Here is a 23,710-nt window from a genome sequence, read left to right on the forward strand (position 1 = left end):
GCTAGGACAGCGGATGCCCCCACACCGGAAGGGAGGATGACATGGCGATGCGCTCCACGCGCCGGGCGGCGCTGGCTCTGGCCGGGTTCGCCGGGATGACCGCGGCCATGGCGGGGCGGAAGGCCGCGGCGGACCAGCCCGGCGTTCACCGCGTCGCCATCCAGGTCAGCAGCAACGACCCGGCGCTGATGAACATGGCGCTGAACAACGTCAAGAACATTATCGAATACTACAAGAACATCGGCGAACCGGTGGAGGTCGAGCTGGTCACCTTCGGCCCCGGCCTGCACATGCTGCGCGCCGACCGTTCGCCGGTGAAGGATCGGCTGGCGTCGCTGAAAGGCAGCCTGCCGACCCTGACCTACTCCGCCTGCGAGAACACCCGCAACGGCATGATCCGCGTCGAACAGGGCGATGTCCCCATGGTGCCGGAAGCCAAGCTGGTGCCCTCCGGCGTCGTCCGACTGATGCAGCTTCAGGAGGAGGGCTGGTCCTACCTTCGCCCGTAACCGGGCGCCCTACTCCGCCGCGATGTCATTCAGCAGGGCGGCCGTCACCGGCCCCACGGTCCCGGCGCCGATGGCCTGCCCGTCGACGCGCAGCAGGGGGCGTACGCCAAGGCTGTTGGTCAGGAAGGCTTCCCCGCCCCCCAGCAGATCGGCAACGGAAAGCGGCGCCTCACTGGCATCGCCCCGCTCCAGGATCAGGGCGCGGCGGATGCCCGGCAGCGCGCCCTCGGCGACCGGCGGGGTCAGCGGGCGCCCATCGCGAACGATGAACAGATTCGCCACGCTGGACTCGGCCAGACGGCCCGCGCTGTTGAGCAGGAGCGCCTCCCCCGCGCCGCGCGTCGCCGCCTCCTGCCGGGCGAGGATGGAGTCCAGGTAGTTCAGCGACTTCACGCGCGACAGCGGCGAATGCTCGTTGCGCCGGGTGATGCGGGCGATGACCGCCTCCACCGGGCCGGCGGGCGGCGGAGCGGGCCCCAGCGTCATCAGCAGAGTCGGCACGGCGTCCGCTGGCGGCAGCACGCCGCGCGCTCCGGCGCCCCGCGTCAGCGTGATCCGCAACACGCCCGTCGCCCGGCCCTGCGCCGCGATCAGCGCTTTGATGGCGTCGGCCAGCACTGCAGCGCCGTGGGGAAGCGGCAGGCCGAGCAGCGCCGCGCTGTCCGCCAACCGTGTGAGATGCCGGTCGAGATGGCGGGCGGTGCCGCCGGCCACGCGGATCGTCTCGAACAGCCCGTCGCCCAGCGTGAAGCCACGGTCCGCCGGGTCGATGCGGGCCTCGTCCGCCGGCAGCAAGCGCCCGTTCAGCCAGACCACGTTCATCCCTGAGCCTCCCCCAGCGCGCGGAGCTGGGCGCGGATCTTGACCATCATCTCCTCATGCTCGTCCGCCGGGTCGGAATCGGCGACGATGCCGCCGCCGGCCTGGGCGATCACCGTATCCGATGTGATCGACAGGGTGCGGATGACGATGCTGCTGTCCATCGCGCCGTCGAAGCCGAGCCAGGCGACGGAGCCGCAATAGGCGCCGCGCCGCGCCACCTCCAGTTCGTCGATGATCTGCATGGCGCGGATCTTCGGCGCCCCGGTGATCGAGCCGCCGGGCAGCGCCGCCCGCAGCAGGTCCACCGGCCCCAGGCCGGGGCGCAGCCGTGCCGTGACGACCGAGACGAGGTGATGCACGCTGGCGAAGCTCTCCAGCCCGTAGAGCGTCGGCACCCGGACGCTGCCGATCCGCGACACCCGGCCGAGGTCGTTGCGCAGCAGGTCGGTGATCATCAGGTTTTCCGCCCGGTCCTTGACGCTGGCCACCAGCTCCGCGGCGGCGGCGGCGTCCGCGGCGGGATCGGCGTAGCGCGGGCGGGTGCCCTTGATCGGGCGCGTCTCCACCTCCCCCGCGGCGCTGAGACGGATGAAGCGCTCCGGTGAGGCGCTGGCGATGCGCAGGCGCGGGCCGCAGTCGAGATAGGCGGCGAAGGGCGCCGGGCTGATCGCGCGCAGCCGCCGGTACAGCGCGTAGGCGTCCAGCCCGCAGCACCGCTCGGCCAGGAAGCGCTGCGTGAAGTTGGCCTGATAGATGTCGCCGGCCCGGATGTACTCCAGCACCCGCTCCACCCGCGCCAGATAGTCGTCGCGCTCCAGCTCGCTCCGCCAGGGGGCGGCCGGGACGGGGCCGAGGGGGGACGCTCCGCCGCCCTCCAGCCGCGCCGCCAGGGCACGGGCGCGGCCCTCGGCCTCCGGGCGGGCGGCGATCACCCAGGCGCGGCGCTCCGCATGGTCGAAGGCGGCCACCGCGTCATAGAAGCCGAAAGCCATCTCCGGCTGGCCGCCGGGGTTGGCGTGGCGCGAGCGGATGCGCTCCAGCCGCAGCCCCGCCTCGTAGCCGATAAAACCGACCGCCCCGCCGCAGAAGGGTGCCGGTCCCGGTGGGCCTTCGGGCCGGGCATGGCGCGCCAGTTCCGCCGCCAACAGGGCGAAGGGGTCGCCGTCCACCGGCCGGCCGTCGAGATGCGCCCGCCCATCCAGCGACTCCAGCGTGCGGAAGGGCTCCGCCGCGATGTAGCTGTAGCGGCCATGGGCCGGGTGCGCGGCGGCGCTGTCGAGCAGCATCGACCAGGGCTGTCCGGACAGGGCGCGGAAGGCCTCCGCCGGATCGGCGCATGACAAGGGGATCGCCAGCATGGCGGCTCAGCTTCCTGTAAGACCGGCCTTCACATGAGAATGGTGGCGCCGCCGTCCACCACCAACACATGCCCATTGACGTAGGACGCGGCGGGGGAGGCCAGGAAGACCGCGGCCCCGGCGATCTCCTCCGGTCGGCCCCAGCGGCCGATCGGGGTGCGTCCCTCGAAATAGGCGGACAGCGCCGGGTTGCCGGTGATGCCGGCGTTGGTCTCCGTCGCGAAGAAGCCCGGCGCGATGGCGTTGCTGGTCAGGCCCTTGCCGCCATATTCGGCGGCGAGCGCCCGCACCATGCCGGCCAGCCCGGCCTTGGCGGCGGCGTAGACCGCGTCGTTGGCGCGGGCGATCTGCCCGGAGATGGAGGTCACCGTGATCAGCCGCCCGAAGCCCTGGGGCAGCATCAGCCGCGCCGCCTCCCGCGCCAGGATCAGACCGGCGGCCAGATCGACGTTGAGCAGCTCGCTGATCTCCTCATCCGCGAAGTCGGTCAGCGGCTTGCGGTTGCGCTGCCCGACATTCTGGACCAGCATGTCCAGCCGCCCGTGATCCCGGTCGATCCGCGCGAAGGCGTCCCGCACCGCCTCCCGGTCGGCCACGTCGAAGGCCAGCACCGAGGCCCGCCCGCCAGCCGCCGCGATGGCCTCGGCCAACGGCTCCAGCCGCGCGGCGTCGCGCCCGTTCAGCAGCACATGGGCGCCGGACCCGGCCATGGCGCGGGCGATTTCCAGACCCAGCCCGCGCCCGGACCCGGTGACCAGCGCCACCCGTCCTTCCAGCGAGAACTGCGACAGATACGGGAGATGCGGAGCGGTCATGGTCACCGATGCGGAGAGCGTGGACGGTCTTGCAGATTTAGCAGATGCCCCGCCGGATGGCACCCCGTTAGGGCATCAGGCACGGGGAAGGAATTCCACCGTTTCCGCGACGGTCCAGCCGTCCGCCCGCACCAGCCGCCCGATGCGCCCGTACAGCGTGGCGCCAGGGGACACGCGCCCCTCCGCAGCCCAGACGTCGGCGGCCGGCACGGTCAGCAGGCCCAGCACCTCCACCGAGAAGGCGACCCCGTTGCGCGCCAGCAGGCGCCCAAAGGGCTCCGTTCCCTCCTGAAGCTGTTCGGCGAAGGCCGCGGGAAAGCCGTCGAGCGCGATGCGGATGCTCGCCAGCTCAACCGGCAGCGCGTCCGGCCCGACGGTCAGCACGATGTCGCGCAGCAGCGCCGCCCCGCCCGGCTCCGTCCGTTGGCGCAGCACCCGCACGCCCACCGGCTCGCCCCACCGCTCCGACAGGACGGCGGTCATGCCGCGGTCGTGGTCGAGCAGCGCCCGATAAGGCGCCGGGACCGCGGCGGCGGGCAGCGTGGACAGCGCCCGTGCTTCAGCCCCCCATCCCACCGTCAGAGCCCGCGCGCGCGCCAGGACGGAACCGGACTCGTCCACGGACGAACAGCCGGCGGCGGAGGCGGACGAAAAGGAAGGCTTCATTCGAAATCGCGGTTCTGCGGAAGGATGCGGGCGAAAGGACTTGGCCGCTCCCGGCTGGGACGGCGGCCACGGGCCGGCATTCTAGGAACGCGCCCCGCCGACCGCAATGCCGAAGGCGCGCATCCCTGCGTCGTGTCCTCCGTTGCCCCCACACGGAAAAGGGTCGCCGCCCGCAGCCCTGCCCCGCGCCGCCGGCCTCTTGCGCTGGCCACACGCTGCATTAGATCACGCTCATAAAGATGCCCGTCCTGGAGGGAAGCCGCGCCATGTCCGACCTACTGCACGTCGCCTGCCCAAGCTGCGACACCCTGAACCGCATGCCGCGCGGACGCCTGGAGCAGCCCGGCGCCGGCAAATGCGGCCGTTGCGGCAAGCCGCTGTTCCAGGGAAAGCCCATCGCGCTCACCGCCGCCCGCTTCGCCGCCCAGGCGGAGCGCAGCGACCTGCCGCTGCTCATCGACTTCTGGGCGGAGTGGTGCGGGCCGTGCCGGATGATGGCACCGGTCTTCGAGCAGGCCGCCGGCCAGTTGGAACCCCACGTCCGCCTCGCCAAGGTCGACACCGAGACCGCCCCCGATCTCGCCGCCCGCTTCGGCGTGCGCAGCATCCCGACCCTCGTCCTGGTCCACCATGGGCGCGAGGTGGCGCGCACCGCCGGAGCGATGCCGCTGCCAGCCCTGCTCGGCTGGGTGCGGCAGGCGATGGCAGCCGTCTGACCTTTATTCCGCTTCCAGAAGCAGCCGGGTCAGGTCGGAGACGGAGGCGACCTCCAGCTTGTCCATGACGTTGTGGCGGTGCACCTCCACCGTCTTCAGGCTGAGGTTGATCTCCGCCGCGATGACCTTGTTCGGCTTGCCCTGAACCACCAGATCGGCGACCTGCCGCTCCCGCGGGGTCAGGCGGGCCAGCAGGGCGCGGACATGGGCCTTGCGCGCCTGGGCCTCCCACGCCCGCCGGGATTTTTCCAGCGCCTCGTGCACCCGGTCGAGGAGAAGCTGGTCGTTGAAGGGCTTCTCGATGACATCCACCGCCCCGGCGCGGAAGGCGCGGGCGGCCATCGGCACGTCGCCGTGGCCGGTGATGACCACGACGGCCAGGACGGAGCCGGCACGGGCCAGCGTGTCCTGCAGCTCCAGCCCGCTCATTCCCGGCATCCGCACGTCGGTGACGAGGCAGCCGGGCCGGTCGGCGCGGACGGCGCGCAGGAACTCCTCGCCGGAGCCGAAGGACTCCACCGCCACGCCCAGCGAGCCGATCAGCCAGCCCAGCGAATGGCGCATCGCCGGATCGTCGTCCACCACGTAAACGGTGCGGGCCGCGTCAGCCTGCATCGACCTTCTCCTCCGCTGCGGGCAGGACGAAGCGCACGACGGTGCCCCCGCCCGGATGATCGGTGGCCCAGAGATGGCCGCCATGGCTTTCCACGATGGTCCGGCAGATCGACAGGCCGAGCCCCATGCCGCCCGGCTTGGTGGTGAAGAAGGGGTCGAACAGGCGCGCCCGCGCGTCCTCCGACAGGCCGTGCCCACGGTCGGCCACGGCGATTTCCACCCGCCCTTCCAAGTCCAGCCCGGTATGCACGGTGACGCCGCATCCCTCCTCCGTCTCGCCGTCCGCCCCACCATCCATCGCGTCCAGCGCGTTCTTGACGAGGTTCAGGACGACCTGCTCGATCTGCACCCAGTCGGCCAGGACCGGCGGCAGGCCGGGGGTCAGGTCGCGGGTCACCGGGATGTCGGCGCTGCGCGCCCGTCCCTCGCAGAGCTGCAGCGCCGCCTCCACCGCGCCGTTGACGTCGGCCGGTTCCAGCTGGACCGCGCGCTTGCGCACGAAATCGCGGATGCGGGCGATGATCTGCCCGGCGCGGTCGGCCTGGGCGGCGATGGCGCGGGACGCCTCGGCGAACTCGGCAGGGCTGCCCACCCCGGCCTCCAGCCGCCGCGTGCAGCCGCGGGCGTAGTTGGCGATGGCGCCCAGCGGCTGGTTCAGCTCATGCGCGATGTTGCTGGCCATCTCGCCGAGAATGGAGAGGCGGGCGACGTGGTCCATCTCCTTCTGCCGTTCCCGCGCGGTGTCCTCGGCGCGGCGGCGCTCGGCCATCTCGCGGCGCAGCTCGCGGTTGGCGGCGCGCAGCTCGGCGGTGCGCACCTTGATGAGATGCTCCACCCGCAGCGAATGGACCGCCCACCACAGCAGAGCGAGCGCCGCCAGCGCCAGCCAGTGCCAATGCTCGCGCGCGAGGTCGAGCAGGGTGACGTCGCGCAGATGCTCGTAGGGGCCGACGCGCAGGCTGCGGAACAGGCCGTGGACCGGCTGGTAGTCCATCGGCACCGTCCAGCCCTCGTAGCCGCCGGCCAGCGCCGCCGGATGGCCGTCGGGCATCTGGAACAGCGCGACCACCACCGCCTTCGCCAGATCCTCCGGCGTGTTGGCCAGCCGGGCGAGCGGCCAGTCGGGGTAGAGGCCGGTGGACAGGGCGCAGCCGAATCCCGGCTCCGTCCGGGCGCCGACGACCTGGAACCCCGCGCGGTCGAGGCGGCCTTCCTCGGCCAGCTCCTCCAGCACGCAGGCGCGCAGAACGCCGGCGTCCACCTCCCCGTCGCGGACGGCGAAGGCGACGCGGTCCACCGGGAAGCCGGAGAAGCGCAGCTCCTTCAGGTCGGCGTAGGGGTCGACCCCGGCCGTCAGCATCGCCCCCCAGGCGATCTGGAAGCCGCCGAAGGCGTCGGGGTCCACCGCCATCACGGACTTGCCCTTGAGGTCGGCCAAGGACTGGATGTCGTCGCGCGCGGCCCGGACGATCAGGGCCGAACCCACCGCCGCCCCCGACACGCCGGAGCGCGAGGAATGGAGCGTGGCGATGCGGGTGACGCCGTGGCGGGCTTCCAACTCCACGTAGTTGCCGGTGTTGGTCAGGACGAAATCGACCCCGCCGGCGGCCACCGCCGCGTCCATGCCCGGCAGGTCGAGCGGCACCATCTCCGCCCCGCGCTGCGGGAAGCGGTCCGCCAGATAGCGGACGGTCGGTTCCCAGACGGCGTTGGCATGGTCGCCGCCACGGTAGGCCAGCACGCCGACGCGGATCGGCGGTTCCGCCGCCCGGGCCGGGGCCACCGCCAGAATCGTCGCGGCCAGCGCGAGCGTCAGGCGAAGCGGTCGGGGCGTGGGGGGCATGACTTCCTTCGGGCAGGGCCGGTGAACGGGAAAAGGCGCGGGGGGCGTCCGCTTCCCCCTCGCGCCGCATACACCCGTGCCCGGCCACTTTCAATCCGTATGGCTCCTTACCCGTCCAGCGTCGCCGACGCCTCCGGCTGCACGCGCGTCAGGCCCAGCAGTTTCAGCGCGTAGCGTTCATAGACCGGCTCGCCGATGCCCTTGCGCACCTTGCGCAGGAAGTAGCGCTCGAAGCCGACCTTGGCGAGATGGACCCAGCGCCCGTGCGACGACCAGTTGACGTTGCGCGGCGGGATCTGCGGCATGGCGACGAAGGCGACTCCGCTGTCCCCGAAATCGGCGAGGCAGAGCGCGTTCCAGGTCGCCTCCTCCGTCGGCGCCTTGCCGTCCAGGACGGCGCGGATGTTGTGGGCGGCGGCGCTCACCATGGTCTCGATCATGTAGCCGGTCTTCGGAACGCCCACCGGGACCGGGGTCTTCTCCACCGGCGGGATGGCGATGCAGACGCCGACCCCGAAGACGTTGCGGAAGGTGGGGTTGCACTGATGCCGGTCGGTCAGCACGAAGCCGCGCGGGTTCACCAGCCCCTCCACCCCGCGCAGGGGGGCGATGCCGCGGAAGGCGGGAAGCATCATGGTCAGGCGGCTGCCCACCATGTGCCGCGCCTTGTCCTTGCCGTCGGCGTCGACCTCCGTGACGTGGACCGTGTCGGGCTCGAAGCGGTCGACGCGGGCGTTGGCGATCCATTGGATGTGCCGTTCGCGCAGCGCCGATTCCAGAAGCCCCTTGGTGTCGCCCACCCCGCCCAGCCCGAGATGCCCGATGTAGGGCTCCGACGTGACGAAGGTCATCGGCGCCTTGTGGCGGATCCTGCGGCGGCGCAGGTCGGCGTCGGCGATCATCGCGAACTCGTAGGCCGGGCCGAAGCAGGAGGCGCCTTGAACCGCCCCGACGACCAGCGGGCCGGGGTTGCGGCAGAAGGCCTCCCACCGCGTCGCCGCCTCCTCCGCATGGTCGACGTGGCAGATGGAGACGGTGTTGGCCTGCGGCCCGAAGCCCTCGATCTCGTCGAAGGCCAGTTCGGGGCCGGTGGCGATGACAAGCTGGTCGTAGCCGAGGCTGGTCCCGTCGCCGAGGTCGAGCGCGTTGTCCTGCGGCCGCAGCGCGCGGCAGCCGGAATGGTTGAAGGCGATGCCCTTGCGGGCGAAGGGCTCGGCCAGCGCGACCGTGATGTCGCCGCGCTTGCGCCAGCCGACCGCCACCCAGGGGTTGGACGGCACGAACTGGAACCGGTCGCTGTTCGACACGACGGTGATCCGGTCGCCGGGCCGCGCCAGATCCCTCAGCTCATAGGCCATCGGAATGCCGCCGATGCCCGCCCCGAGTATGACGATGTGGGCCATATCCGTTTCCTCTCCATGAAGAACCGGGTCTGTTGGGCTGCCCGGTTGTGTGTCCTGGTCGAACGCTCCCCCTTGCCCGGCCCGCGCCTAGCCGAAGGCCATGCCGGGGCGCAGCCCGATCCGCTTCAGGACGATCGCCAGCGGGCAGAAGCCGGTGAAGGCCGCCTGGAGCAGATTGGCCCCGACGAAGGCGGTCAGCCACAGCCACCCCGGCCCGTGAAGCTGGGACAGGGCGAGGCTCAGCAGGATCACGGTCCCGGCGAAAGCCATGACGATGCGGTCGATGCTCATGAGGCGGTCTCCTCCGTGCTGGCCCGACAGGCCGGTGCGGGATGGCGGTTGCGCGATTTCATTCGTTGACACTAATTTAGCAATGTCTAAAATAAGGAGTCAAGACACCCTGAACCTCGTTCCTCCCGTTCGAAGTGGCCCGCCATGCCCCGTTCCCTTCCCTCACGCCCGCCGGCCCGCAAGGCGCTGCTCGCCGTCGCCCTGCTGGCGGTCCTCCTGCCCGTGTCGGCGACGGCGGGCGAGCCCGGCAGCCTGACCGTGCAGCCGCGCCCGGTGGAGGACCTGAAGGCGGTCTTCGCCACCGTGGAAAGCGTGCGCGAGACGCTGGCCCGCACGCGCATCGGCGGCACCGTGGCCGACCTGAAGGCAACGGAGGGCGACAAGGTGACCGTCGGGCAGGTCATCGCCACCGTGCGCGACCCCAAGCTGCCGCTCCAGCTCGCAGCACTCGACGCGCGCATCCGGGCGTTGACGGCGCAGCAGCATCAGGCGGAGCTGGAGCTGGGCCGCGCCCGCCAGCTCCGCGCCAGCGGCACCGGCACGCAGCAGCGGCTGGACGACGCGCAGGCCGCGCTGGACGTCGCCCGCGCCCAGATCGCCGCCATGGAGGCTGAACGCGCGGTCGTCGCCCAGCAATTGCGGGAGGGGGAGGTGCTGGCCCCCGCCGCCGGACGCATCCTTCAGGTCAAGGTGATCGACGGCGCCGTGGTGATGCCGGGCGAGCCGGTCGCCAGCATCGCCACCGACACCTACATCCTGCGGCTGCGCCTGCCGGAGCGGCACGCCCGCTTCCTGAAGGAAGGCGACCCGGTGCTGGTCGGCCAGCGCGGGCTGGCACCGGTGGCCGTCGCCGATCCCGGCGCCACGGCGCTGACGCGCGGCGCCGTCCGGCAGGTCTACCCCGAGATGGCCGGCGGACAAGTGATCGCCGACGCCACGGTCGGCGGCCTCGGTGACTTCTTCGTCGGCGAGCGGGTGCGCGTCTATGTTGCCACCGGCACGCGCGACGCGGTGGTGATTCCGCCGGACTGGCTGCTGCGCCGCTTCGGAACCGATTTCGTCCGGCTGGCCGACGGAAGGGAGGTCCCGGTCCAGGCGGGTGGCGAGATTCCCACGGTCGGCGACCGGCCCGGCGGGCTGGAGATCCTGTCCGGCCTAAAGCCCGGCGACGTGATCGTCCGCCCGGCGGGCTCGTGAGGGGGACGCCATGAGGCTCGGCCTGTCCGGGGTGCTGACGCGGACCTTCATCCGCTCCCCCCTGACCCCGCTGCTGCTGCTCGCCTCGCTGGCGGTCGGCGCCATCGCCCTGCTGTCGCTGCCGCGCGAGGAGGAGCCGCAGATCAGCGTTCCCATGGTCGACATCCTCGTCCAGGCCGACGGGCTGAAGGCCGGCGACGCCGTGGAGCTGGTCACCCGGCCGCTGGAGGAAATCGTCAAGGGCATCGACGGGGTCGAGCACACCTACAGCCAGACCATGGACGACCGCGTGGTGGTCACCGCGCGCTTCCTCGTCGGCACCCCGTCCGACGACGCCATCCTGCGCGTGCACGAGAAGGTGCGGGCCAGCCTGGACCGCATCCCGCTGGGCATCCCGGAACCGCTGATCGTCGGGCGCGGCATCAACGATGTCGCCATCCTGACGCTGACCCTGTCGCCCCGGGCGGAGGCCGCCGGGCGCTGGACCGTCAACGCCCTGCACGGGGTGGCCGACGACCTGCTGGGCCAGCTCACCCAGATCGAGGATGTGGGACGCAGCGTCATCGTCGGCGGCCAGCCCGACCAGATCCGGGTGGAGCCCGACCCGGAGCGGCTGGCGCTCTACGGCGTCACGCTGAACCAGCTCGTCGACAAGGTGAAGAACGCCAACCGCTCCTTCATCGCCGGGTCGCTGCGCAGCGCGGGCGGCAGCCTGCAGGTGGTCGCCGGCCGGACGCTCCAGGGAACGGCGGACATCGGGCTGCTTCTGGTCACCACCCGCGACGGGCGGCCCGTCTACGTCAAGGACGTGGCCGACGTGGTGGCGGGGGCGCGGCCCGGCGAGAGCAGCGCTTGGCATCTGGTGCCGGACGGCAAGGGCGGGCTGGTCCGCACCCCCGCCGTCACCATTGCCATCGCCAAGCGCGCCGGGGCCAACGCCGTCACCATCGCCGACCGCGTGCTGGCGCGCGTCCAGGCCATCCAGGCGGAGGGGCTGCCGAAGGACCTGACGCTGACCGTCACCCGCAACTACGGCGAGACGGCCGACGAGAAGGTGAACGAGCTGCTGTTCCATCTGGCGCTCGCCACCGTCACCATCGTCGGGCTGATCGTGCTCGCCATCGGCTGGCGCGAGGGGCTGGTGACCCTGGTCGTCATCCCGACGACGATCCTGCTGACCCTGTTCGCGTCCTGGCTGATGGGCTACACCATCAACCGGGTCAGCCTGTTCGCCCTGATCTTCTCCATCGGCATCCTGGTCGACGACGCCATCGTCGTGGTGGAGAACATCGACCGCCACTGGTCGATGCGCGACGAGCGGAGCAAGGTCCAGGCCGCTATCGAAGCGGTGGCGGAGGTCGGCAACCCGACCATCGTCGCCACGCTGACGGTCATCGCCGCGCTTTTGCCGATGATGTTCGTGTCCGGCCTGATGGGGCCCTACATGAGCCCGATCCCGGCCAACGCCTCGGCGGCCATGGTCTTCAGCTTCTTCGTCGCCATGGTGCTGACACCCTGGCTGATGGTGACGCTGCGTCCGGGGGAGTCTCCGGCGGGTGGGCACGGCGAGCAGGACGGCGGGCGGCTGGGGCGCCTCTACCGCGCCGCCGCGCGCCCGATCATGCGCAGCAAGCGCCGCGCCTGGATCTTCCTGCTGGCGGTCGGGGTGGCGACGCTCGCCTCGACGGGGCTGTTCTACACCAAGGACGTGGCGGTGAAGCTGCTGCCCTTCGACAACAAGTCGGAGCTTCAGGTGGTGCTCGACCTGCCGCGCGGCGCGGCGCCGGAGGACACGGAGCGCGCCCTGTTCGCCGCCGCGGGAAAAATCGCCGACCTGCCGGAGCTGGCCAGCGTCCAGGCCTATGCCGGGACCGCGGCCCCCTTTAATTTCAACGGTCTGGTCCGGCACTACTACCTGCGCGACCAGCCCGAGCAGGGCGACCTCCAGGTCAACCTCGCCGCCAAGAGCGAGCGGAGCCGCAGCAGCCACGCGGTCGCGCTCGACATCCGGGCGCGGCTGTCGGGCCTGCCCCTGCCCGCCGGGACCGTCCTGAAGGTGGTCGAGGTGCCGCCCGGCCCGCCCGTGCTGTCCACCCTGCTCATGGAGGTCTACGGCCCCGACGCGGAGACCCGGCGCAAGGCGGCGCTGGCGGTGGAGGACGCCTTCCGCCGCGTGGACTTCATCGTCGACGTGGAGAACAGCATCCGCCCGACCGGCGACCGGCTGCGCTTCGCCCTGGACCGCGAGAGCCTGGAGTTCCACGGCGTCGAGGAGCAGGCCGTCTACGACACGCTGCGGGCGCTGACCGGCGGGGTGCCGGTCGGCTACTCGCACCGCGGGGCGGGGCGCACGCCCATCGAGATCGCCGTGCAAATGCCGCGCTCCGGCCTGTTCCTGTCCGAGCGCCTGCTCGCCACCCCGGTTCCGGGGGCGCGCGGCACGGTGGAGCTGGGCGATCTGGTGACGATAGTGCGGGAACCGGCCTCCCACACGCTGTTCCGCCACAACGGGCGCTTCGCGGAGATGGTCATGGCCGATCTGGCCGGTCGGTTCGAAGCGCCGGTCTACGGCATGCTGGCGGTGCGGGAGCGGCTGAAGGCCATCGATTGGGCCGCTGCCGGGCTGGCCGCGGCGCCGGAGATCCGGCTGCACGGCCAGCCCGACGACCAGCGCCGACCCGTCCTGCTGTGGGATGGCGAGTGGGAGATCACCTACGTCACCTTCCGCGACATGGGGGCGGCCTTTGGGGTGGCGATCCTCGGCATCTATCTGCTGGTCGTCGCCCAGTTCGGCAGCTTCAAGCTGCCGCTGGTCATCCTGGTCCCGGTGCCGCTGACGCTGATCGGCATCGTGCTGGGGCATTGGCTGTTCGGGGCGGCCTTCACCGCCACCTCGATGATCGGCTTCATCGCGCTGGCCGGGATCATCGTGCGCAACTCCATCCTGCTGGTGGATTTCATCCGCCATCTGCGGGAGCGCGGGACGCCGCTGCGCGAGGCGGTGCTGGAGGCCGGGGCCATCCGCTTCAAGCCGATCCTGCTGACCGCCGTCGCCGCGATGATCGGCGCCGCCTTCATTCTGACCGACCCGATCTTCCAGGGTCTGGCGATCGCGCTGCTGTTCGGGCTGTTCAGCTCGACCCTTCTGACGGTGCTGGTGATCCCGGCGATCTACATTGTCCTGCGCGGGGACGCCGCCGACCGTCGTGACCGTTCCAACCTCCGGGGATGACCATGCTCAAGACCCTTCTTTCCCGTCTCGGCCTCAACCGGAACGTCAACGCCATGAGCGACCAGATCAAGACCGTCGACGCCGCCACCGTCATGGGCTGGCTGAAGGACGGCTCGGCGGTGATCGTCGATGTCCGCGAACCGCAAGAGCATCGCGCCGGTCACATCCCCGGCGCCACGCTGGTGCCGCTGTCGCAGTTCGATCCGGCCCGCGTGCCGGACGCGACGGGCAAGCATCTCGTCTTCCATTGCCAGAGCGGGCGACGCTGCGGCCCGGCGTCGGCCAGGATGGCGGAAAGTGGCTATACCGGGGACATCCACCGCTTGAGCGGCGGCATGGCCGCCTGGATGGCCGCGTCCGGCCCGGTCGAGCGCTGAGAGAACGATGTCAGGGCATCGGGTCCACGTCGGCCACGCAGCGCGCGCCGACGCAGAACTGGCGGTACAGCTCCAGCAGGATCGGGCGCACCCGGTCCGACCCGATGCGGTAGTGGATGGAGGTGCCGTCCCGCCGGGTGGCGACCAGCCCCTCGTCCCGCAGCTTGGCGAGGTGCTGCGACAGGTTCGACTGCGACAGGCCGAGCCGCCGCGCGAGGTCGCCCACCGGCATCTCCCCGTCCAGCAGGCTGCACAGGATCATCAGCCGGTGGCGACTGGCGATGGACCTCAGGAAAGCTTCCGCCTCGGCGGCCCGCGCCTCCAGCTCGGCAGGGTCGAGCGGCGGTTCGACGAATGGCTCGGTGGCTGGCATGGGCCTCATTCGCCCCATTACATCAGTTGGCTCTAATTTATAGCCTGCTGTCGGGCGATCAAGCGGATTGTGATCCGCCTTCCTGAACCGCGCTTGAACGTCCTGTTCAGCCCAGACTCAGCCGCGCCTTGCCATGATCCCTCCTGACCGGGCGGACCACCCGCCCTTTGCGATGGAGACAGGATCATGAATCGTTCGACCACCCTCCCACTCCTGCCTGCGGCCTTCGCCGCCCTTCTGCTGTCCGGTTCCGCCGACGCCGGCGAGCGCCACCGCAAGGTCCAGACCGCCTCGCCGCAGCCGGTCGCCGAAGTGCTGCGGACCGGGGGCGGCACCGTCTCCGGGTCGGTCGCCGCGGTGGGCGTCAACTGGATGACCGTTCAGGACGACAGCGGCCGGACGGATGTCAGGGTGCGCGGAGCCCTGCCGGAAGGCATTGCGCAAGGCGCCCCCATCACCGTCACCGGACGTGCCCGCAAGGGCGGGCTGATGGCCAGCGAGATCATCCTTGCCGATGGCTCCCTGCACCAGCCGTCCCGCGACCACGACGACGATTGACCGCGGAAAGCGTCCCGCCCCGGGATTAAAAGGCCCTCCCGAAACGAAAACGGAGCAGGAATTCGGGAAAATCCAGTCCACGGGGTGGAGACGTGACGTTCAGCCTGCGCGATCAACTGTCGAATCAACTGCGCTCCCTGCGCCGCTACGCCCTCGCGCTGGCGCGCAACCGCGACGATGCGGAGGATCTCGTGCAGGAGACGCTGGTGCGCGCCATTTCCGGCTCCCGGACCTTCCGGCCGAACGGCGACCTGCGGTCCTGGCTGTTCGGCATCCTGCACAACGTCCACGTCAACGGGGTGCGGCGGGAGCAGGTGCGGGCGCGCGGCGCCTCGACCATCGAGGCCATGACCCACGGGCAGATGCCGCCCAACCAGCCGGACCATGTCGAGCTGATGCGGACCATCGAGGCCTTCGCCACCCTTCCCGACGAGCAGCGCCGCGTCCTCACCCTCGTCGCCGTGGAGGGGATGAGCTACCAGGAGGCTGCCCGCCAGCTGGACATCCCGCTCGGCACGCTGATGTCGCGCCTGGCCCGCGGGCGGGAGGCGCTGCGGGTGGAGATGGGCCACCGGGATCGCGCCCAGACCGCGCTGCGGGCGGTGAGGTGAGCCATGGGCGGTGATCCCATCAGCCTCAACCAGGACGCCGACCTTCACCTCTACATGGACGGCGAGATGGAGCCGGCCCGCCGCGCCGCCTTCGAGGCGCGGCTCGCCGCCAACCCGGCCCTCGCCGCCAAGCTGGACGAATATCGCCACCAGCAGGAGATGCTGAAGCTGGGCCTGGACATGATGGCCGCCGTGTCGGTGCAGGAAACCGAGACGCTGGCCGGGCGCCTGCGCTGGCGTCTTGACATGGACCGCTTCTCCCGGCGGGTCGCCCCGCTGGCCGCCGCGATGCTGCTGGTCATGGGGGGATGGAGCCTGACCGTGTGGGTGCAGTCGGGCGGAGCCGCCGGACCGCAACTGGCCGGCGAGATCGACGACGTCCCGGCCTTCGCCGACGAGGCGGCGGACGCCCATTCCAAGGCCGTCGCGCTCAACACGCTGCAGCCGTCGCCGCCCCAGACGAACGTCACGCCGGTCCCGGCGCAGACCGCCCAGGTGCCGCTGCCGGAGGGCCGCGGCATGACGGTGGCGCTTCCCGCCATCGGTCCGGAACTGACCCTGATCCGGGCCAGCATCGTGCCATGGAACCATGGCACCGCTCTCCAGTTTCTCTACAGGGAGCCGGACGGCGAGCTGCTGACCCTGTTCGTCGCGTCCGGCGAGCCGGCGCAGGACGGCACCCTGCACACCGTCGTGCAGGACAGCCTGCGGCTCGTCTATTGGCGGGCCGGGCTGGTCGCCTACACCATCACCGGCAACAAGGCCGACGGCGATCTGCTGACCGTGGCCAAGAAGATGGCGGACAGCATCCGCCGATCCTGACACCGCACCGCCCTGAAACCTTATCGGGCGGAGCCCCACCAAGCCTGTGGAGCCCAGCCATGAGCCTGTACACCGATCCGGACGAGCGGAACGGCCATCCGCTGGACATGGTCGAAACCTTCGTCGCCCGCGAGCATTGGGAACCGATCCTGCGGCAGGCCGCCTTCAACGGCATGGTGCTGGGCGCGGTCACCCTGCTGCTGGGGCTGGACGCGCTGCCCGGCCTCGCGATCATCCACATCATCACCTTCGCGTCGGGCATGGCCCAGGGCTTCCTGGCGCTGCGCCTGGAGGAGAGCGGGCAGGACGAGGCCGCCGTCGCCGTGGGCCGCCGCTCCATGGCCGCCTTCACGCTGGCCTCGGTCACGCTGCTCCTGATGCCCTTCGCGGCCTGATCCGCGCAGAAGTCACGCGCGGAACCGGCCGTTCCGTGTCATGGTCCCCGTCCCGCCGGGGACCTTCTCCCCGGGTGGGGATTTCAAGCCAGCGAATGGGACAGCCGATGCGGGGCAGGCAGACACGCTCCGGGAGCCGGATGCAGATCCGTGCGCCCTATCTCGACCCGGTGCGTGTGGGGGAAACCTCGGGAAACCTGCGCTGCCGCTGCTGCGGGCGGCCCGACGGGGTCGTCGTGCGCTGCCTGCCCGACGGGCGCTGGTACGACGGGGCGGACGAGACGTGGCGTGACGGGCGCGGGCGCCGCGTGCCCTGGCCGGAGGCCACCGAATACGCCGCCACAACCGACATCCTGGTCAGCGTCGAGGCGCTGCGCATCACCCGCTCGGCCGTCGAGCGGGTCCGCTTGCTGTGCAACCGCTGTCGCCGGCTGGAGGGCGCCGTCCATGGCCGCGCCTGCGCCCGGATCAGCATCCTGCTGCGCCGGGCCATCGGCGACCTGTTCCTGGGCCGCTACGACGATCCCGCCGTCCTCACGGCGCTGATGGATCTGTACCGCAAAGACGGCTGAGCCAACGGTTGCGAATCAGCCGGCGGTGTCCTCGGCCATTCCGCCGTCGAGCCTCGCCGCCAATTCGCGCCGCGCCAGCAGCTCCGGCGCCACCGACGCCGCGGGAACCGTGGCGGGCAGGCGGCCATAGGCACCGATGCCGAAGGCCCCGGCGTCGCCGACGATCCATTCCTCGGCGGGCGGAGATGGGGGCGGAGGCGTTTCGATCTTCCGGAACAGCGCGGCGGCGGAGGCCAGCGCGGAGGAAGCGGTGAGCGGGATCGTGGAATTCGCGCGTTCGGTCCGGCCCTGCATGGCCAGAACCTCATCATGTGCATCGGACATCGGCCTCTCCCTCACCGCGTGACGAAGGGTAACGCTGGAACTGTGGCATGGAAGTCACGCTCCGTCCAATTGCACGAACGGATGAACCGCCGCTTGGACAACAGTCCGCCCCCACCGCCGGTTCATAAGCAATTAGGGGGAATACATTCCGGGAGGAGCCACGCGACCATCCCGGGTGTTCAGCATACCGGATCGCAACGGGGAGAGACGGCGGACGCATGGCGCGGTTTTTGCTGTGGACGGCGGCCCTGCTGCTTTTGGCCGCCATGGGCGGGGCTGCGATGGTGGGAACGGGCGCGGTGACGATTCCCCCCCGCTACGATCCCTGGGCGCCGCTGGACATCGGGGAGGTGCCGAACCTGCTGACCCGCCTCAAGCTGTCCCGGCTGGACGGAGCACCCCGGCAATGCCACGCCGTCCTGGGCGCCGCGGGCCTGCGCTTCAATCCGGTGCCAGACCGGCAAACCGGCGAGGGCTGCGGCCTGACCGACGCGGTGCAGGTCAGCCGCTCGGCGGTGGCCTTCAACAGCGGCTTCACCGTCACCTGCCCGCTCGCCGCCGCCTGGATGCTGTTCGAGACGCACACGCTCCAGCCCGCAGCGCAGCGGCATTTCGGCCAGCCCGTGACGCGGGTGCGGCATCTGGGAAGCTACGCCTGCCGCAACGTCTACGGCCGGGCAGAGGGGCGCCGCAGCGAGCACGCCACCGCCAACGCCCTCGACATCGCCGGTTTCACGCTGGCCGACGGCACCACCATCGCCCTGCCCGGCGACTGGACGCCGGCGGATGGACCGAAGGGCGCCTTCCTGCGCGAGGTGAGCGACGGCGCCTGCGGGTTCTTCCGCGCGGTGCTGGGCCCCGACTACAACGAGGCCCACCGCGACCACTTCCACCTCGACATGGGGCCGTTCCGGGTCTGCCGGTGAACCGATGTTGCCGAAATCAGACGCTGTGGTAGGCCAGCACGCCGTCGGCGCGCGTCTCGGTGCGCAGTTCGCCGCGCCCGACCATGTGATTGATATGAGCCAGCGCCTCCCCGAAGGCGAAGCTGAGCTGGTGGGAGTCCAGCGCGCGGCGGAACAGCACCGGCACCAGCTCCTTGCAGCTCAGCGGCTTGGCACGGCAAGCCTCGGCGATCTGCGCGCAACGGTCGGCGTGATGGGCCTCCAACGCGCGGGTGCGGTGGTCCAGGCCATAGAAGGGCAGCCGATGGCCGGACAAGACCAGCGAGTCCGCCGCCACCTCCTCGCGGATCGCGGCCAGCGAAGACAGGTAGAGGGCCAGCGGATCGGCCTTGGGCTGCATCGCCGAGACGCTGACGTTGGGGGAGATGCGCGCGATGACCTGATCGGCGGCCAGGAACAGCCGGTCGGCGGCGCAATAGAGCATCGCCTGCTCCGGCGAATGGCCGCCGCCGGTCAGGATGCGCCAGTCGCGCCCGCCCAGCCGCATGGTCTGGCCGGGGATCATCCGCTCGAAGCTGGGGGCCAGCCCGGTCGTGCGGTTCAGGTAGCTGAGGCCGCGGCCGAGCATCTGCTGGATCTCGTCGGGCGACAGGCCGCCGGACTGATAGAACGTCTCCTGCGCTTCCAGCGTCTGGGGATCGCGCCCTTGTTGAAGAAGCTTGGCGAAGAAATACTCGCTCTGCGTCATGTGCAGCGGCGGGGCGAAACGCTCGTGCAGCCAGCCGGCCAGACCGACATGGTCGGGGTGGAAGTGGCTGACCACCAGCCGGACGATCGGCTTGCCGCCCAGCGGGCCGCGCAGCAGCCGATCCCAGCAATCGCGGCTGACGTCGTCGCCCAGCCCGGTGTCGAACAACGCCCAGCCGTCCCCCTCCTCGAAGAGGTAGAGGTTGACGTGGTCCAGCGCGTAGGGCAGCGGCAGGCGCAGCCACAGCACACCCGGCGCCACCTCCCGGACCGCTCCATTGTCCGGTGCTTCGGAAAACGGATGGCGGATGAGTTCGGCGTCGTCTTTCACCCTGATGATCCTCCTGCGCTGCGGTGCCCCCAACCTCTTGGCTACCCGTTGGTTGGTGTCCGGTCAACTATCCGTAAATAGAACATTCCGGCTATTGACACACTTTGCGTCCTGTCTCGTGCTCGCTCCGCCGCGGGAGCATAGGGATTCGCGACGAATGCGCCGCGCGCCGGTTAACGAAAGGGCATTGCCAAAGGAGAATACCTGGATGACCACCGCAACGTTCAGGATCATCCGCCACGCTGACGGGCCGGTTTTCTTTGACGACCGGACGATCACACTCGCGGAGGCGCAGATCATGATCAACGACGCCATCGCACGGGGCGATCTGGAGGTCGGGTCCTTCCTGCGCATCGATGACGAGGAGTTGGTGATCGAACGGGAGATTGCGGGGTAGTCGGCGCACCGCCCACCCCGTCCCGTTCGAAGCCGTCAGCTCCCAGGTTAGCTCATGGCGACGAGGCTGGCGTTGCCGCCGGCCGCCGCGGTGTTGACGCTGATCGACCGCTCGTTCAGCAGCAGGTCGAGGTCGTAGCCCTCGCCCCGCCCCGCCGCCAGTGCCTCGGCCGTCGCCGCCTGCACCAGCAGGATCGGGCCGGGCAGCTCCGCGACGCGCCGGTTGACGGCGGTCACGCGCTCGCGATCGCCCTCCACCAGAACCGCGGCGAGCGGCCCGACATCGCGCCAATCGGCCGTGGTCCGCACCCGCGCGGCCAGCGCCGGGGGCAGGCCGCGCAGCAGCTCGGCCAGCTCCGGCGGGGCGTCCACCGCGGCGCTGTTGCCCGTCGCCAGGACCGCGCCGAGCTGGAGCAGCAGGCCCGTCCGCGTCTGCGGCAGCAGCAGGACGCGGCCCCGCCCATGCAGTTCATAGAGGTTGCGCTCGCCCACCGGGCCGTTCAGCTCCGCGCCACCGCCGATGGCGCTGCGCGCCGCATAGCCGGCGCAACGCGACGCCTGCGCCGTGAAGCCCTTGGCGCGCAGCCACTCGCCGTAGGCCAGCCCCGCCGCGCGCGCCGCGTCCGGCCCGCGGTACTCCAGCCAGCCCTTGGGACGGCGGCTGAGGAGGCGGGAGAGATAGAGCGGGCCGCCCGCCTTGGGGCCGGTGCCGGACAGGCCGTGGCCGCCAAAGGGCTGCACCCCGACCACCGCACCGATGGTGTTGCGGTTGACGTAGACGTTGCCCGCCCCGATCCGTCCAGTCACCCGCTCGATGGTGGCATCGATGCGGGTGTGCAGGCCAAAGGTCAGGCCGTAGCCGGTGGCGTTGATGGCGTCGACCAGCGCGTCCAGATCGTCGCGGTGGAAGCGGACGACGTGGAGGACCGGGCCGAAGACCTCCCGCTCAAGCTCATGGATGCCGCCGATTTCGATCACGGTCGGGGCGATGAAGGTGCCGTCCGCCGTCTCGGCGGGCAGCGGCAGGAACTCCACGTTGCGGCCCTTGGCGCGCATCGCCTCGATGTGGGCGGCGATGGTGGCGCGGGCCTCCTCGCTGATGACCGGGCCCACATCGACGGCCAGCCGGTCCGGGTTGCCGATGCGCAGCTCCCGCATGGCGCCCTTCAGCATGGCGAGCGTGCGGTCGGCCACGTCCTCCTGCAGGCAGAGGATGCGCAGGGCGGAGCAGCGCTGGCCGGCGCTGTCGAAGGCGGACGCGATCACGTCGCCCACCACCTGCTCGGCCAGGGCGGAGCTGTCCACGATCATGGCGTTCTGGCCGCCGGTCTCGGCGATCAGCGGGATTGGCGCGCCGTCCGGCAGCAGGCGCCCGGCGAGCTGGCGCTGGATCAGCCGCGCCACCTCGGTGGAGCCGGTGAACATCACGCCGCGCACCGCCTCGTGCCCGACCAGGGCGGCGCCGACCTCGCCCGCGCCGGGGAGAAGCTGGAGCGCCCCGGCGGGGATGCCCGCCGCGTGCAGGATGCGCACGGCCTCGGCGGCGATCAGCGGGGTTTCCTCGGCCGGCTTCGCCAGCACCGGGTTGCCGGCGGCCAGCGCCGCGGCGATCTGGCCGGAGAAGATGGCGAGCGGGAAGTTCCACGGGCTGATGCAGACCACCGGCCCCAGCGGGCGGTGGGTGGCGTTGTCGAAACGGTCGCGCACCTGCGCCCCGTAATAGCGCAGGAAGTCGATGGCCTCCCGCACCTCGGCGATGGCGTTGGGCAGCGACTTGCCGGCCTCGCGGACGATCAGGCCGAGCAGGGTCGGCATCCGCTCCTGCATGGTGTCGGCGGCGCGGAACAGGCTGGCGGCGCGTTCCTCCGGCGGGGTTGCGGCCCAGGCGGGCGCCGCCGCGACGGCGTGGCCGAAGGCCTCCGCCACCAGGGCCTCGCTCGCCTCGGTCACCGTGCCAACCACGTCGCGGCGGTCGGCGGGGTTGCGCACCGGCTGGGCCTGCCCCGCCCGCTCGCCGTCCGCCAGCAGCGGCGTGGCGGTCCAGGTCATGTCGGCGCTGGCCGACAGGGCGGCGGACAGGCGGGCCAGCTCCGTCTCGTCGGACAGGTCGATGCCGGCGGAATTTGCCCGCTCCGGCGCGTAGAGGTTCCGCGGCAGGGCGATCAGCGCGTGCGGCGCGCCCGTCGGGGCGATGGCCCTGGCGACCGCCACCGGGTCGGCGACCAGCTCGTCGACGGGGACCGCCGGGTCGGCGATGCGGTTGACGAAGGAGCTGTTGGCCCCGTTCTCCAACAGGCGGCGGACCAGATAGGCCAGCAGCGTCTCGTGCGTGCCGACCGGCGCGTAGATGCGGCAGGGCCGCTTCAGCGGGCCGACGACCTCCTTGTAGAGCGGCTCGCCCATGCCGTGCAGGCATTGGAACTCGTACTTGCCGACCTGGAAGTCGCTGCCGGCCATCTCGTAGATGGTGGCGAGGGTCTGGGCGTTGTGGGTGGCGAACTGCGGGAACACCGCGTCGGGAGCGGCCAGCAGCTTGCGGGCGCAGGCGACGTAGGAGACGTCGGTGTAGACCTTGCGCGTGTAGACCGGGAAGTCGGGCAGCCCGTCGAGCTGGGCGCGCTTGATCTCGCTGTCCCAATAGGCGCCCTTGACCAGACGGATCATCAGCCGGTGGCCGCTGCGCCGCGCCAGATCGACCAGGAAATCGATGACGTAGGGGCAGCGCTTGCCGTAGGCCTGGACGACGAAGCCGATGCCGTTCCAGCCCGCCAGATCCGGATCGAAGCACAGCGATTCCATCAGGTCGAGCGACAGCTCCAGCCGGTCGGCCTCCTCGGCGTCGATGTTCAGGCCGATGTCGTAGCCCTTGGCGAGCAGCGCCAGCGCCTTCACGCGCGGCAGCAGCTCGTCCATCACCCGGTCGGCCTGGGCGCGCGAATAGCGCGGGTGGATCGCCGACAGCTTGATGGAGATGCCCGGCCCCTCATAGACGCCGCGCCCCGCCGACGCCTTGCCGATGGCGTGGATGGCGTTCACGTAGTCGGCGTAGTAGCGCGCGGCGTCCTCCGCCGTCAGCGCCGCCTCGCCCAGCATGTCGTAGGAGTAGCGGAAGCCCTCGGCCTCCATCGTGCGGGCGTTGGTCAGCGCCTCCTGGATGGTCTGGCCGGTGACGAACTGCTCGCCCATCATGCGCATGGCGAAATCGACGCCGCGGCGGATCAGCGGCTCGCCGCCGCGCGCGATCAGGCGCGTCAGGGCGGAGGACAGCGCCTGCTCGCCGCCCGCCGAGGTCAGCTTGCCGGTGATCAGCAGGCCCCAGGTGGCGGCGTTGACGAACATCGAGCCGCCCTTGCCGAGATGGGCCTGCCAGTCGCCCCCGGCGATCTTGTCGCGGATCAGCGCGTCGCGCGTGGCGTGGTCGGGGATGCGCAGCAGCGCCTCCGCCAGACACATCAGCGCCATGCCTTCCTGGCTGGACAGGCTGTATTCGTGGATCAGCCCTTCGACGCCACGGCCCCGCGGCTTGGCGCGCAGCGCGGTGATCAGCTTGCGGGCGGTGGCCGCCGCCGCGGTGATGACGCCGGGCGGCAATGACGCCTGCTCGAACAGGAAGGGCAGGCACTCCGGCTCGGGCCGGCGGTAGGCGGCGGTGATCGCAGCGCGCAGCTCGGTCGCCGGGCGGATCGGCGGGGCGAAGTCCGCGAAGGGCGCCGTACCGCCGGGGGCGGCGGACGGGGGGGCGGTCCGGGTGTCGGCCCGGGTGGCGGTCGGGTTGGTCATGCTGTTCATCGGTGTCGTCCGCTCGAATCCGCAGGCCGGGGGCGAGCCGGTC

24 protein-coding genes are annotated in these 23,710 nt (G+C 71.1%); 12 read left to right on the forward strand and 12 right to left on the reverse strand.

Annotation, left to right across the window (positions count from 1 at the left end; translation table 11 throughout):
- Positions 1 to 41: 41 nt before the first annotated feature.
- Positions 42 to 509, forward strand: coding sequence for a DsrE family protein (locus tag ACFPMG_RS28370; RefSeq protein WP_376998535.1), 468 nt, complete (start codon positions 42 to 44; stop codon positions 507 to 509).
- 9 nt (positions 510 to 518) lie between these two features.
- On the opposite strand, the gene ACFPMG_RS28375 is transcribed toward ACFPMG_RS28370, so the two are convergent.
- From ACFPMG_RS28375 to ACFPMG_RS28390, 4 genes are all read right to left on the reverse strand, one after another.
- Positions 519 to 1,331 (reverse strand): aminotransferase class IV, encoded by an 813-nt coding sequence (locus ACFPMG_RS28375; protein ID WP_376998536.1) that lies wholly within the window; start codon positions 1,329 to 1,331, stop codon positions 519 to 521.
- Positions 1,328 to 2,689, reverse strand: coding sequence for an aminodeoxychorismate synthase component I (pabB, locus tag ACFPMG_RS28380; RefSeq protein ID WP_376998537.1), 1,362 nt, complete (start codon positions 2,687 to 2,689; stop codon positions 1,328 to 1,330). The genes ACFPMG_RS28375 and pabB overlap by 4 nt, the downstream gene beginning before the upstream one ends.
- Before the next feature lie 29 nt (positions 2,690 to 2,718).
- Positions 2,719 to 3,504 carry an SDR family oxidoreductase gene (locus tag ACFPMG_RS28385; protein ID WP_376998538.1) on the reverse strand — a complete coding sequence of 262 codons (786 nt, stop codon included), beginning with the start codon at positions 3,502 to 3,504 and terminating at the stop codon, positions 2,719 to 2,721.
- A 75-nt stretch (positions 3,505 to 3,579) separates the two neighbouring features.
- Positions 3,580 to 4,170, reverse strand: a complete 591-nt coding sequence (locus ACFPMG_RS28390) for a hypothetical protein (protein ID WP_376998539.1) — start codon at positions 4,168 to 4,170, stop codon at positions 3,580 to 3,582.
- Positions 4,171 to 4,436: 266 nt separating this feature from the next.
- Here ACFPMG_RS28390 and trxC point away from each other — a divergent pair, with 266 nt between their 5' ends.
- Positions 4,437 to 4,886, forward strand: coding sequence for a thioredoxin TrxC (trxC, locus tag ACFPMG_RS28395; RefSeq protein ID WP_376998540.1), 450 nt, complete (start codon positions 4,437 to 4,439; stop codon positions 4,884 to 4,886).
- A gap of 3 nt (positions 4,887 to 4,889) precedes the next feature.
- Here the strand turns inward: trxC and ACFPMG_RS28400 are convergent, their stop codons facing one another.
- From ACFPMG_RS28400 to ACFPMG_RS28415, 4 genes are all read right to left on the reverse strand, one after another.
- Entirely contained in the window at positions 4,890 to 5,501 is a 612-nt protein-coding gene (locus ACFPMG_RS28400; protein WP_376998541.1) for a response regulator transcription factor, read from the reverse strand.
- Positions 5,491 to 7,344, reverse strand: coding sequence for a sensor histidine kinase (locus tag ACFPMG_RS28405; RefSeq protein ID WP_376998542.1), 1,854 nt, complete (start codon positions 7,342 to 7,344; stop codon positions 5,491 to 5,493). The genes ACFPMG_RS28400 and ACFPMG_RS28405 overlap by 11 nt, the downstream gene beginning before the upstream one ends.
- A gap of 107 nt (positions 7,345 to 7,451) precedes the next feature.
- Positions 7,452 to 8,747, reverse strand: a complete 1,296-nt coding sequence (locus tag ACFPMG_RS28410; protein WP_376998543.1) for an NAD(P)/FAD-dependent oxidoreductase — start codon at positions 8,745 to 8,747, stop codon at positions 7,452 to 7,454.
- An 87-nt stretch (positions 8,748 to 8,834) separates the two neighbouring features.
- Entirely contained in the window at positions 8,835 to 9,038 is a 204-nt protein-coding gene (locus ACFPMG_RS28415) for a YgaP family membrane protein (protein WP_376998544.1), read from the reverse strand.
- 144 nt (positions 9,039 to 9,182) lie between these two features.
- Between ACFPMG_RS28415 and ACFPMG_RS28420 the strand changes: the two genes are divergently transcribed.
- The 3 genes from ACFPMG_RS28420 to ACFPMG_RS28430 are packed head-to-tail and all read left to right on the forward strand — an operon-like array spanning position 9,183 to position 13,844.
- Positions 9,183 to 10,235, forward strand: a complete 1,053-nt coding sequence (locus ACFPMG_RS28420) for an efflux RND transporter periplasmic adaptor subunit (protein ID WP_376998545.1) — start codon at positions 9,183 to 9,185, stop codon at positions 10,233 to 10,235.
- 10 nt (positions 10,236 to 10,245) lie between these two features.
- Entirely contained in the window at positions 10,246 to 13,467 is a 3,222-nt protein-coding gene (locus tag ACFPMG_RS28425) for an efflux RND transporter permease subunit (protein WP_376998546.1), read from the forward strand.
- Positions 13,468 to 13,469: 2 nt separating this feature from the next.
- Positions 13,470 to 13,844 carry a rhodanese-like domain-containing protein gene (locus tag ACFPMG_RS28430; protein ID WP_376998547.1) on the forward strand — a complete coding sequence of 125 codons (375 nt, stop codon included), beginning with the start codon at positions 13,470 to 13,472 and terminating at the stop codon, positions 13,842 to 13,844.
- A 10-nt stretch (positions 13,845 to 13,854) separates the two neighbouring features.
- Here ACFPMG_RS28430 and ACFPMG_RS28435 read toward each other — a convergent pair whose 3' ends face one another.
- Entirely contained in the window at positions 13,855 to 14,217 is a 363-nt protein-coding gene (locus tag ACFPMG_RS28435; RefSeq protein ID WP_376998548.1) for an ArsR/SmtB family transcription factor, read from the reverse strand.
- 186 nt (positions 14,218 to 14,403) lie between these two features.
- Here ACFPMG_RS28435 and ACFPMG_RS28440 point away from each other — a divergent pair, with 186 nt between their 5' ends.
- The 5 genes from ACFPMG_RS28440 to ACFPMG_RS28460 all read left to right on the forward strand — a co-directional run bounded on the left by ACFPMG_RS28440 (position 14,404) and on the right by ACFPMG_RS28460 (position 17,175).
- Positions 14,404 to 14,775 (forward strand): hypothetical protein, encoded by a 372-nt coding sequence (locus ACFPMG_RS28440; protein ID WP_376998549.1) that lies wholly within the window; start codon positions 14,404 to 14,406, stop codon positions 14,773 to 14,775.
- 92 nt (positions 14,776 to 14,867) lie between these two features.
- On the forward strand, positions 14,868 to 15,386 hold the full coding sequence (locus ACFPMG_RS28445; RefSeq protein WP_376998550.1) for a sigma-70 family RNA polymerase sigma factor: 519 nt from the start codon (positions 14,868 to 14,870) through the stop codon (positions 15,384 to 15,386).
- Between the two features lie 3 nt (positions 15,387 to 15,389).
- Positions 15,390 to 16,208 (forward strand): anti-sigma factor family protein, encoded by an 819-nt coding sequence (locus ACFPMG_RS28450; protein WP_376998551.1) that lies wholly within the window; start codon positions 15,390 to 15,392, stop codon positions 16,206 to 16,208.
- A gap of 59 nt (positions 16,209 to 16,267) precedes the next feature.
- Positions 16,268 to 16,603 carry a hypothetical protein gene (locus ACFPMG_RS28455; protein WP_145704733.1) on the forward strand — a complete coding sequence of 112 codons (336 nt, stop codon included), beginning with the start codon at positions 16,268 to 16,270 and terminating at the stop codon, positions 16,601 to 16,603.
- A 140-nt stretch (positions 16,604 to 16,743) separates the two neighbouring features.
- On the forward strand, positions 16,744 to 17,175 hold the full coding sequence (locus tag ACFPMG_RS28460) for a hypothetical protein (protein WP_376998552.1): 432 nt from the start codon (positions 16,744 to 16,746) through the stop codon (positions 17,173 to 17,175).
- Between the two features lie 15 nt (positions 17,176 to 17,190).
- Here the strand turns inward: ACFPMG_RS28460 and ACFPMG_RS28465 are convergent, their stop codons facing one another.
- Entirely contained in the window at positions 17,191 to 17,499 is a 309-nt protein-coding gene (locus ACFPMG_RS28465) for a hypothetical protein (protein ID WP_376998553.1), read from the reverse strand.
- A gap of 218 nt (positions 17,500 to 17,717) precedes the next feature.
- Between ACFPMG_RS28465 and ACFPMG_RS28470 the strand changes: the two genes are divergently transcribed.
- Positions 17,718 to 18,425 carry an extensin-like domain-containing protein gene (locus ACFPMG_RS28470; protein ID WP_376998554.1) on the forward strand — a complete coding sequence of 236 codons (708 nt, stop codon included), beginning with the start codon at positions 17,718 to 17,720 and terminating at the stop codon, positions 18,423 to 18,425.
- A 16-nt stretch (positions 18,426 to 18,441) separates the two neighbouring features.
- Here the strand turns inward: ACFPMG_RS28470 and ACFPMG_RS28475 are convergent, their stop codons facing one another.
- Positions 18,442 to 19,482, reverse strand: a complete 1,041-nt coding sequence (locus ACFPMG_RS28475; protein WP_376998555.1) for an MBL fold metallo-hydrolase — start codon at positions 19,480 to 19,482, stop codon at positions 18,442 to 18,444.
- Between the two features lie 208 nt (positions 19,483 to 19,690).
- Here ACFPMG_RS28475 and ACFPMG_RS28480 point away from each other — a divergent pair, with 208 nt between their 5' ends.
- Entirely contained in the window at positions 19,691 to 19,879 is a 189-nt protein-coding gene (locus tag ACFPMG_RS28480) for a hypothetical protein (protein WP_376998556.1), read from the forward strand.
- Positions 19,880 to 19,926: 47 nt separating this feature from the next.
- On the opposite strand, the gene putA is transcribed toward ACFPMG_RS28480, so the two are convergent.
- Positions 19,927 to 23,667: a trifunctional transcriptional regulator/proline dehydrogenase/L-glutamate gamma-semialdehyde dehydrogenase gene (gene putA, locus ACFPMG_RS28485; RefSeq protein ID WP_376998557.1), complete on the reverse strand. Its 3,741-nt coding sequence runs from the start codon at positions 23,665 to 23,667 to the stop codon at positions 19,927 to 19,929.
- Positions 23,668 to 23,710 lie beyond the last annotated feature (43 nt).

Source organism: Azospirillum himalayense (assembly GCF_042657465.1).
Taxonomy (GTDB): Bacteria; Pseudomonadota; Alphaproteobacteria; order Azospirillales; family Azospirillaceae; genus Azospirillum; species Azospirillum himalayense.

What these genes read in the sequence shown, in the direction of transcription:
- ACFPMG_RS28370 (WP_376998535.1), top strand. Translation starts at nt 42, where the DNA reads ATGGCGATGCGCTCCACGCGCCGGGCGGCGCTGGCTCTGGCCGGGTTC.
- ACFPMG_RS28375 (WP_376998536.1), bottom strand. Translation starts at nt 1,331, where the DNA reads ATGAACGTGGTCTGGCTGAACGGGCGCTTGCTGCCGGCGGACGAGGCC.
- pabB (WP_376998537.1), bottom strand. Translation starts at nt 2,689, where the DNA reads ATGCTGGCGATCCCCTTGTCATGCGCCGATCCGGCGGAGGCCTTCCGC.
- ACFPMG_RS28385 (WP_376998538.1), bottom strand. Translation starts at nt 3,504, where the DNA reads ATGACCGCTCCGCATCTCCCGTATCTGTCGCAGTTCTCGCTGGAAGGA.
- ACFPMG_RS28390 (WP_376998539.1), bottom strand. Translation starts at nt 4,170, where the DNA reads ATGAAGCCTTCCTTTTCGTCCGCCTCCGCCGCCGGCTGTTCGTCCGTG.
- trxC (WP_376998540.1), top strand. Translation starts at nt 4,437, where the DNA reads ATGTCCGACCTACTGCACGTCGCCTGCCCAAGCTGCGACACCCTGAAC.
- ACFPMG_RS28400 (WP_376998541.1), bottom strand. Translation starts at nt 5,501, where the DNA reads ATGCAGGCTGACGCGGCCCGCACCGTTTACGTGGTGGACGACGATCCG.
- ACFPMG_RS28405 (WP_376998542.1), bottom strand. Translation starts at nt 7,344, where the DNA reads ATGCCCCCCACGCCCCGACCGCTTCGCCTGACGCTCGCGCTGGCCGCG.
- ACFPMG_RS28410 (WP_376998543.1), bottom strand. Translation starts at nt 8,747, where the DNA reads ATGGCCCACATCGTCATACTCGGGGCGGGCATCGGCGGCATTCCGATG.
- ACFPMG_RS28415 (WP_376998544.1), bottom strand. Translation starts at nt 9,038, where the DNA reads ATGAGCATCGACCGCATCGTCATGGCTTTCGCCGGGACCGTGATCCTG.
- ACFPMG_RS28420 (WP_376998545.1), top strand. Translation starts at nt 9,183, where the DNA reads ATGCCCCGTTCCCTTCCCTCACGCCCGCCGGCCCGCAAGGCGCTGCTC.
- ACFPMG_RS28425 (WP_376998546.1), top strand. Translation starts at nt 10,246, where the DNA reads ATGAGGCTCGGCCTGTCCGGGGTGCTGACGCGGACCTTCATCCGCTCC.
- ACFPMG_RS28430 (WP_376998547.1), top strand. Translation starts at nt 13,470, where the DNA reads ATGCTCAAGACCCTTCTTTCCCGTCTCGGCCTCAACCGGAACGTCAAC.
- ACFPMG_RS28435 (WP_376998548.1), bottom strand. Translation starts at nt 14,217, where the DNA reads ATGCCAGCCACCGAGCCATTCGTCGAACCGCCGCTCGACCCTGCCGAG.
- ACFPMG_RS28440 (WP_376998549.1), top strand. Translation starts at nt 14,404, where the DNA reads ATGAATCGTTCGACCACCCTCCCACTCCTGCCTGCGGCCTTCGCCGCC.
- ACFPMG_RS28450 (WP_376998551.1), top strand. Translation starts at nt 15,390, where the DNA reads ATGGGCGGTGATCCCATCAGCCTCAACCAGGACGCCGACCTTCACCTC.
- ACFPMG_RS28455 (WP_145704733.1), top strand. Translation starts at nt 16,268, where the DNA reads ATGAGCCTGTACACCGATCCGGACGAGCGGAACGGCCATCCGCTGGAC.
- ACFPMG_RS28460 (WP_376998552.1), top strand. Translation starts at nt 16,744, where the DNA reads ATGCAGATCCGTGCGCCCTATCTCGACCCGGTGCGTGTGGGGGAAACC.
- ACFPMG_RS28465 (WP_376998553.1), bottom strand. Translation starts at nt 17,499, where the DNA reads ATGTCCGATGCACATGATGAGGTTCTGGCCATGCAGGGCCGGACCGAA.
- ACFPMG_RS28470 (WP_376998554.1), top strand. Translation starts at nt 17,718, where the DNA reads ATGGCGCGGTTTTTGCTGTGGACGGCGGCCCTGCTGCTTTTGGCCGCC.
- ACFPMG_RS28480 (WP_376998556.1), top strand. Translation starts at nt 19,691, where the DNA reads ATGACCACCGCAACGTTCAGGATCATCCGCCACGCTGACGGGCCGGTT.
- putA (WP_376998557.1), bottom strand. Translation starts at nt 23,667, where the DNA reads ATGAACAGCATGACCAACCCGACCGCCACCCGGGCCGACACCCGGACC.